Origin of the sequence: Mycobacterium sp. (assembly GCF_032162105.1) — a bacterium.
Taxonomy (GTDB): Bacteria; Actinomycetota; Actinomycetes; order Mycobacteriales; family Mycobacteriaceae; genus Mycobacterium.
Genome location: NZ_JAVRPS010000134.1, coordinates 1 through 7,350 on the forward strand (window position 1 = coordinate 1; position 7,350 = coordinate 7,350).

At 67.6% G+C, this 7,350-nt stretch carries 8 protein-coding genes and 3 pseudogenes; 3 read left to right on the plus strand and 8 right to left on the minus strand.

Annotated features, from left to right (window positions below; all coding sequences use genetic code 11):
- From QOC69_RS06595 to QOC69_RS06625, 7 genes and pseudogenes are all read right to left on the minus strand, one after another.
- A pseudogene (locus QOC69_RS06595) lies at positions 1–776 on the minus strand (IS607 family element RNA-guided endonuclease TnpB); the annotation flags it as partial.
- Positions 773–1,400: pseudogene (locus tag QOC69_RS06600) on the minus strand (IS607 family transposase). The pseudogenes QOC69_RS06600 and QOC69_RS06595, both read right to left, overlap by 4 nt.
- 47 nt (positions 1,401–1,447) lie before the next feature.
- Positions 1,448–1,609, minus strand: a pseudogene (locus QOC69_RS06605) (DUF1304 domain-containing protein); the annotation flags it as partial.
- 52 nt (positions 1,610–1,661) lie between these two features.
- Positions 1,662–2,705, minus strand: coding sequence for a Holliday junction branch migration DNA helicase RuvB (gene ruvB / locus QOC69_RS06610; RefSeq protein ID WP_526437597.1), 1,044 nt, complete (start codon positions 2,703–2,705; stop codon positions 1,662–1,664).
- Positions 2,706–2,728: 23 nt separating this feature from the next.
- A complete protein-coding gene (gene ruvA / locus QOC69_RS06615) occupies positions 2,729–3,316 on the minus strand; it encodes a Holliday junction branch migration protein RuvA (RefSeq protein WP_526437583.1) in 588 nt (195 codons plus the stop codon).
- Positions 3,313–3,891, minus strand: coding sequence for a crossover junction endodeoxyribonuclease RuvC (gene ruvC / locus QOC69_RS06620; protein WP_526437585.1), 579 nt, complete (start codon positions 3,889–3,891; stop codon positions 3,313–3,315). The genes ruvA and ruvC overlap by 4 nt, the downstream gene beginning before the upstream one ends.
- 33 nt (positions 3,892–3,924) lie before the next feature.
- Complete coding sequence (locus QOC69_RS06625; RefSeq protein ID WP_526437587.1) at positions 3,925–4,536, minus strand: TetR/AcrR family transcriptional regulator; 612 nt, start codon at positions 4,534–4,536, stop codon at positions 3,925–3,927.
- 67 nt (positions 4,537–4,603) lie between these two features.
- Here QOC69_RS06625 and QOC69_RS06630 point away from each other — a divergent pair, with 67 nt between their 5' ends.
- The 3 genes from QOC69_RS06630 (at position 4,604) to QOC69_RS06640 (ending at position 6,470) form a co-directional block, all read left to right on the plus strand.
- Positions 4,604–5,434: an alpha/beta fold hydrolase gene (locus tag QOC69_RS06630; protein WP_526437589.1), complete on the plus strand. Its 831-nt coding sequence runs from the start codon at positions 4,604–4,606 to the stop codon at positions 5,432–5,434.
- 71 nt (positions 5,435–5,505) lie between these two features.
- Positions 5,506–6,108, plus strand: coding sequence for a TetR/AcrR family transcriptional regulator (locus QOC69_RS06635; protein WP_526437591.1), 603 nt, complete (start codon positions 5,506–5,508; stop codon positions 6,106–6,108).
- A 95-nt stretch (positions 6,109–6,203) separates the two neighbouring features.
- Positions 6,204–6,470 (plus strand): hypothetical protein, encoded by a 267-nt coding sequence (locus tag QOC69_RS06640; RefSeq protein WP_526437593.1) that lies wholly within the window; start codon positions 6,204–6,206, stop codon positions 6,468–6,470.
- A gap of 11 nt (positions 6,471–6,481) precedes the next feature.
- Here the strand turns inward: QOC69_RS06640 and QOC69_RS06645 are convergent, their stop codons facing one another.
- Positions 6,482–7,237 carry a YebC/PmpR family DNA-binding transcriptional regulator gene (locus tag QOC69_RS06645; RefSeq protein ID WP_526437595.1) on the minus strand — a complete coding sequence of 252 codons (756 nt, stop codon included), beginning with the start codon at positions 7,235–7,237 and terminating at the stop codon, positions 6,482–6,484.
- Between the last annotated feature and the right edge of the window lie 113 nt (positions 7,238–7,350).

Genomic DNA, 7,350 nt, shown 5'->3' on the forward strand with positions numbered 1-7,350 from the left:
AGGGTCATGTTCAGGATCCGCGCGCGCCCGCTGGCCACATGTCGTTGCACCCGGCGGGTGTTCTCCTTGGACCGCAGCCCGCCGATCACCGGCACGGTGATGGTTCTGCGGTCGGGCTCCACCCGCAGTGCCCCGGTGCTGAACCGGACCCGACCGTGATCACGCCGCGCGGACTTGAACCGCGGGAATCCCAACCGCCTACCTTTGCGTTTCCCGGTCTTGCTGGCCTTCCAATTCCTCAGCGCGGTCTCCACATCGGCCAGCCCGGTGGAGTACGCCTCTTTCGAGTTCTCCGCCCACCACGGCGCGACGTCGTCCTTGGCTTGGTTCCACACCTTGCGCAGTGCGCCCTGAGTCCACGCCACCGACTGATGACCCGGGTCCAGTTTCTTGGCGTCCATGTCGGCTTTGACCCGTCCCAGACGCCAGTTGAACGCCTTGCGCCGCGCACCGAAATGCGACCGCACACCTCGCGCCCCGACCGAATCAGCGGGCCACTGGACCTCGAACTTCGCCGCGGTCACCATCCAACCCGTCGGCACCGGCTCACCGGGGGTTCCCACCTCGGCACACCCGAGGGCATCACCGGAATGCAGGGCGAACAGAACCGACACCGACTCCACCGCCGCCCGGTGCACCTCGAAATCCAGCCCCACATCCACCAGCCGCGACAACCTAGCCGTGCCGTCCCGACTGGGCTTACCGGGCAGCTGCACACCTCCGGTCAGCGCAGCCACCCGCGCTGCCTGCCCACCAGTGCGCATCCCCACGATCACCGCGTCACCCCATTACCCATGGCAGTCATCATCGCCACCAGCACCGACAAACGCTGCTGGCCCGACATCGCGTTGCGCACGCCCGAGCGCTCTGATCGCCCGGTCGCGCGGCGACCGTACAGACGTGCGCAAAACGATGTGAGCACCTCAACCACGTCGCGCACCAAATCGTCGGTGACCTCACCGCAATCCAGCACGACCAACCGACGGCCGTGCGCTGACAACGCCGCCTCCACCAGCTCGGTGTTCATCCGCCCCAACCGATCCCGATGCTCCACCACCACCGTCGCCACCCGCGGATCAGCCACCAACCGGCGCACCTTCCGCCGAGCACCGTTCATGCCCGACCCAACCTCAGCCTCGACCCGCACCACAGCGCAACCAGACTGCGCCGCCCATTCACTCAACCGAGCAACCGATCCAGATCATCACGCTGATCACGGCTGGACACCCGGGCATACGAGCCCACACCAGCGACAACAACTCCCTCGCCGACACCCGGGCTCACCAACACCGTGCGCTGACTTCCCCGAACCGCCGGCACCGGCAGTGCTCCCTCCGAAACCAGCGGCACGCAGTCTGCCGATGTACACCCTGCGACCGCGCCCACTCCGTCAGATTCACCCCACCAGGCCACTCACCAGCCCACACCTTCGCGCCAGCAGTTGGCACCCCTGGTTGAACGCCAGCTCCTTGGTGGCCTCCGCCGACTCGAGCGTGGTCCCGAACGTGGCGCGTGTCCGCGGCGCCGTCCACTGCAGCGATTCCAGCACGAAGATGTAGACGTGCAGCACTGCCGCCAGTCCGGCGAAAATCAATGCAGCGGTGACCATTGCGCATCCAGTCCCGTTCTCATTGTGCCGCTTGCCATTCCGGCCCTCTCGACTATTCGAACAGGCCCGACTGCCCCAGCCCGGTCACGCCGCTGGGCGGTGTCAGACCCAGATGGGTCCATGCCTGGGTGGTGGCCACCCGGCCACGCGGGGTGCGCGCGAGCATGCCGGCCCGCACCAGGAAAGGCTCGCATACCTCCTCGACCGTCGTGGCCTCTTCGCCGACGGCCACCGCGAGCGTGGACACCCCCACCGGGCCGCCACCGAAACTGCGGGTGAGCACCGAGAGCACGGCGCGATCCAGCCGGTCCAGGCCCAGTTCGTCGACGTCGTACACCGCCAACGCGGCCTTGGCGATGTCGCGCGTGATGACGCCGTCGGCGCGCACCTCGGCGTAGTCACGGACCCGGCGCAGCAGCCGGTTGGCGATCCGGGGTGTGCCCCGCGACCGCCGGGCGATCTCGGTGCCTGCGTCCGAGCCGAGTTCGATGCCGAGGATGCCTGCCGAGCGGAACAGCACCCGCTCCAGTTCGGGAGGTTCGTAGAAGTCCATGTGGGCGGTGAAGCCGAACCGGTCGCGCAGCGGCCCGGTCAGCGCGCCGGACCGGGTGGTGGCCCCGACGAGGGTGAACGGTGCCACCTCGAGCGGAATCGACGTCGCCCCAGGGCCTTTGCCGACGATGACGTCGACGCGGAAGTCCTCCATCGCGAGGTACAGCATCTCCTCGGCGGGCCGGGCGATGCGGTGGATCTCGTCGATGAACAGCACGTCGCCCTCGACGAGGTTGGAGAGCATGGCGGCGAGGTCACCGGCCCGCAGCAGAGCCGGTCCGGACGTCACCCGCAGCGACGTGGCCAGTTCGGCGGCGATGATCATGGCCAGCGACGTCTTGCCGAGGCCCGGCGGACCCGCGAGCAAGATGTGATCGGGTGTGCCGCCCCGGTTCTTGGCGCCCTCCAGAACCAGTTGCAGCTGCTCGCGCACCCTGGCTTGGCCGATGAACTCCCCGAGGGTTCGGGGTCGCAGGCTCGCGTCGACGTCACCCTCGCCGACCGTCAGCGCGGCGGACACTTCCCGGTCGGGGTCGTCTTCCATGTCCCGGTCGTCGTTGAATCGGCTCACGAGGTCTTCCCCAGCAAGGACAGCGCTGCGCGCAGCGCGCTCTGCGTGGTGGCGTCGGGATCTCCGGCGAGCACCTTGTCGGTGGCCTCCTCGGCCTGCTTGGCCGCGAACCCAAGTCCGACAAGCGCTTCCACGACGGGCACGCGCACCGCGTGCCCGATCGCGGTCGTCACGCCGGGTGTCACCGGGCCGATCTTGTCACGCAGCTCGAGCACCAGACGTTCGGCGCCCCGCTTGCCGATGCCGGGAACCCGCGTCAGCGCGGTGACGTCGCCATCGGCGAGCGCCTGGCGCAGGGCTCGCGGGTCGTAGACCGCCAGCGTCGCCAGCGCGATCTTGGGCCCGACGCCGGAGACGCCGAGCAACATGGTGAACAGATCGCGCGAGTCCGCGTCGGCGAAGCCGTACAACGTCATCGAGTCCTCGCGGACGATCATCGCCGTGATCAGCCGGGCCTCGGTGCCGCGCCGCAGCGTGGACAGCGTCATCGGGGTGGTCAACACCTTGTAGCCAACGCCGGCCGCCTCGATGACGGCGTGGTCGAGCGCGATGTCGAGCACCTCGCCGCGAATCGACGCGATCACGTCGCGCTCCGCGACATCCGACCCGGGGCCGCCTTGATCTTGGCCTCGTATTTCTTGCGCTGCTCGGCGGCCATCGCCTCGGCCGCGGCCATCCGGGCGATCATCGGTGCGCGCCAGCAGTGGCAGATCGCCAGCGCCAGCGCGTCGGCGGCGTCGGCGGGTGTCGGTTTGGTCTGCAGCGCAAGGATTCTGGTGACCATCTCGGTGACCTGAGCCTTGTCGGCGCGACCGTTGCCGGTGACGGCGGCCTTCACCTCGCTGGGCGTGTGGAAGTGCACGTCGATGTTGCGCCGCGCGGCGGCGAGCGCGATCACGCCGCCCGCCTGCGCGGTGCCCATCGCAGTGTTCGCGTTCTGGTTCGCGAACACCCGCTCGATCGCGATCACGTCCGGCCGGTGGGTGTCCATCCAGTGCTCGACGACGTCGCTGATGGTCAACAGGCGCATCTGCAGGGGTTGGTCGGACGGCGTGCGGACCACGTCGACGTCGAGCGCGATGACCCGGCGACCGCCGCCGCTCTCGATCACGGACAGCCCGCAGCGCGTCAGCCCAGGGTCGACACCCATCACGCGCACCAGTGTCTCCTTCCCGAACAGTTGTTCGAGAGCCTAGCGGGCGGATCCGACCTCTACCGGCACGACACGCGGCAGCATCTGCACGCCTCGGTACCGCGGCGCGAGCACTCGTCCTACTGCCAGCAAGGGTTCGGTATCTCGCAGCGTGCGCACCAGGACGAAGGCACCCTCCAGCGCAGCCACCAGGGCGACGGTCAGGTCCCGGGCGGCGTCCTCGGGTAGTCCTCGGGAGACGAAGTAGGCGGTGCCGCCGTCGAGCCAGCCGGTGAAGACGTCGGCTGCGGTGTCGCGTAGGTCTTCGATCGTGTCGGCGACCTCGGCGGCGACGCTGGCCACCGGACACATGTTGGCGAAACCGGTGCCCGCCATGTCCGCGGCCGCCTGCGCGAACACGGACGCGATCGCCTCGCCGAGATCGTCGTGGGGATCGACGAGGGTCGGGATGAGCAAACCATAGGCCGTGCCCGCGTTGATCAGTGCCTCGCGCGCGATCTGCGCCTTGCCGCCGGGAAAGTGGTGGTACAGCGAGCCGATCGGCGCCCCGGACGCCGCGACGACGTCCTTCATGCCGACCGCGCCATAGCCCTTCCGTCGCATCAGCTCCGCCGCGGCGGTGAGGATCGATTCCCGGGTAGACCTTGCCAATGTCGCCTCCTGAAGACAGACTAGAGCATACGTTCTAGAACTATCGTTCTATTGGAGGTTGGCCGAGGTGAAGTCGATAGAGCTCGATGCGGGGATCGTCGAGTACCGCGACGAGGGCGACCCTGATGGGGCGCCGGTGGTGTTGCTGCACGGTCTGTTGATGAACGACGCCCAATGGGATCTGGCCCTGCCCCTGCTGCCTCCGGGCCATCGCTACCTACTGCCCGTGCTGCCCCTCGGCGGGCATCGCGTGCCGATGCGCGACGACGCCAACCTGACGATGCCCGGCATGGTCGGCATCGTCGCCGACTTCCTGGACGCGCTCGACCTGACCGACGTCACGCTGGTGGTCACCGACTGGGGTGGCGCGATCTTCCTCACCGACGTCGGCCGCGACAAGCGGGTGGGCAGCTTGGTGATCTGCCCGTCCGAGGCGTTCGGGAACTTCCCGCCCGGCTTCCCCGGCAAGGTCGCCTGGCTGGCCAGCCGCAGCCCGCTGACGGTGTCGCTCGCGATGCGCCAGCTCCGCATCGGCTGGTTGCGGCGGCAGTGGTTGATGTTCGGGATGATGGCGAAGAAGCCGATACCGCAACACATCGTCGACGCGTGGTTCGACGCCGGTCTGAAGGACAAACGGATCCGGCGCGATCTGGTGAAGTACTGCCGCACCAAGTTCGTCGAGCCCGACCTGGTGCGCAGCACCGAGCGGCTGGCCGCGTTCGACGGCGACGTGCTGGTGCTGTGGAGTCACAACCCGGTGATGCCCGACGATCACGCGGCGCGGCTGGCCGAGCTGACGAAGGGGTCGCTGCGCTACGTCGACGACGCGAACGTGCTGATCATGCTCGACCAGCCCGAGCAGACCGCCCGCGAGATCGGCGCCTTCCTGGGCCGCTGAACGAGCTGCGGGACGGCCCCCGATGCCTGATACTGAACGATGCGTTCAGTATCGATGCTCACCGGTGACCGATGACCGAAGACCTTGCCCACGGGCCGCCCCGGGCCCGGCCTGGCCGACCCCGCAGCGAGCAGTCCAGGGCCGCTGTCGTTCGTGCGGCTTCGGAGCTCATGCAGGAGGTCGGGCTCCGGGCGATGACCACCGAGCTGATTGCCGCCCGCAGCGGGGCGAGCAAGGCGACGATCTACAAGTGGTGGCCGAACAAGTACAGCGTCGCCGTCGAGGCGTTCCTGTCGGAGATGTTGGCCGACTCGGCCGATCCCGACACCGGATCGGCGCACGACGACTTCGTCATCGTGCTGCGGGGCGTGATGCACTTCTATACGACCACTAGCGGACGGGTCTTCGCTCAGCTCGTCGGCGAAGCGCAATCCGACCCCGTGGTCCAGGCGGAGTTGCGGGACGGCCTCATTCATTCCCGGCGGCGAGTGGGCCGGGCGATCTGGGATCGCGGTGTCGCCCGCGGCGAACTACGTGCCGATGTGGACCCCGAAGTCGCCATCGATGTGATCTTCGGGCCGGCGATGTACCGCCTGGTTACCGGCAACGGTCCACTCGATGCCGCCTCTGCCGACGCGATCGTCGACGCATCGTTGTCGGGCCTCGCGGTGTGACTTACGCCATCGCATCCAACGGGAACAACTTGGGACGTAACAGCGCTGAAACCTAGTAGAAACTGAACGTACAGTTTCTAATTAGGAGCTACAGAATGAGCATCACAAAGGGCTTCATCGCGCCGGCGTTATTCGCGGCCGCTGCAGCAGGATCGATCGCCCTCGCCCCATCGGCGCTTGCGGCGACCAACGGGCCGACGTGCACGGCAGTGAGCAGCACGAGCACGCAATGCCAGACACCGGGCAACAGCCAGATCACCGCCACCCCGCCCTACGTGCAATACCAGCAGCAGTACCCGTACTTCGGCGGCGTGGTCATCCTCGATCATCACGGCCACGGCGGAATCGGCGGACATCACTAGAAGCGAGTGAGTCACTCCTCGTCGAGGAGGGCCACCACGTCGTCGGGAATGTCGACGTTGGAGTACACGTCCTGCACGTCGTCGCTGTCTTCGAGCGCATCGATCAGCTTGAGCACCCTGCGGGCGCCGTCGAGATCGACGGGCACCGTGACTGACGGCTGGAAGCTGGCATCGGCCGATTCGTAGTCGATTCCGGCCTCCTGCAACGCCGTTCGCACAGCGACCAGATCGGTGGGCTCGGAGATGACCTCGAAGCTGTCGCCAAGGTCATTGACGTCCTCGGCGCCGGCCTCGAGCACGGCGGTCAGCACGTCGTCCTCGGTGAGGCCGTTCTTCTCCAGCGTCACGACGCCCTTGCGGGTGAACAGGTAGGCCACCGAACCCGGGTCGGCCATGTTGCCGCCGTTGCGGGTCATGGCGATCCGGACCTCACTGGCGGCGCGATTGCGGTTGTCGGTCTGGCACTCGATCAGCACCGCCACCCCGTTCGGGCCGTAGCCCTCGTAGGTGATGGTCTGCCAGTCGGCGCCGCCGGCCTCTTCGCCTGCACCGCGCTTGCGGGCCCGCTCGATGTTGTCGTTGGGCACCGAGGTCTTCTTGGCCTTCTGGATGGCGTCGTAGAGCGTCGGGTTGCCGGCCGGGTCACCGCCGCCAGTGCGCGCGGCGACCTCGATGTTCTTGATCAGCCGGGCGAACTCCTTGCCACGGCGCGCGTCTTTGACGGCCTTCTGATGCTTGGTGGTCGCCCACTTGGAATGGCCGCTCATGTACCTACAACCTCTTCTTCTCTACCGCTAAGTCCGATTGTCGAGTCTACGTGCAGGTTCGGACCGCCCGAGGTCACCCTCGATGTAGTGCTGCAGATTGGGTGCGACGGCCG

What these genes read in the sequence shown, in the direction of transcription:
- QOC69_RS06645 (WP_526437595.1), bottom strand. Translation starts at nt 7,237, where the DNA reads ATGAGCGGCCATTCCAAGTGGGCGACCACCAAGCATCAGAAGGCCGTC.
- ruvB (WP_526437597.1), bottom strand. Translation starts at nt 2,705, where the DNA reads ATGGAAGACGACCCCGACCGGGAAGTGTCCGCCGCGCTGACGGTCGGC.
- QOC69_RS06635 (WP_526437591.1), top strand. Translation starts at nt 5,506, where the DNA reads ATGACCGAAGACCTTGCCCACGGGCCGCCCCGGGCCCGGCCTGGCCGA.
- QOC69_RS06640 (WP_526437593.1), top strand. Translation starts at nt 6,204, where the DNA reads ATGAGCATCACAAAGGGCTTCATCGCGCCGGCGTTATTCGCGGCCGCT.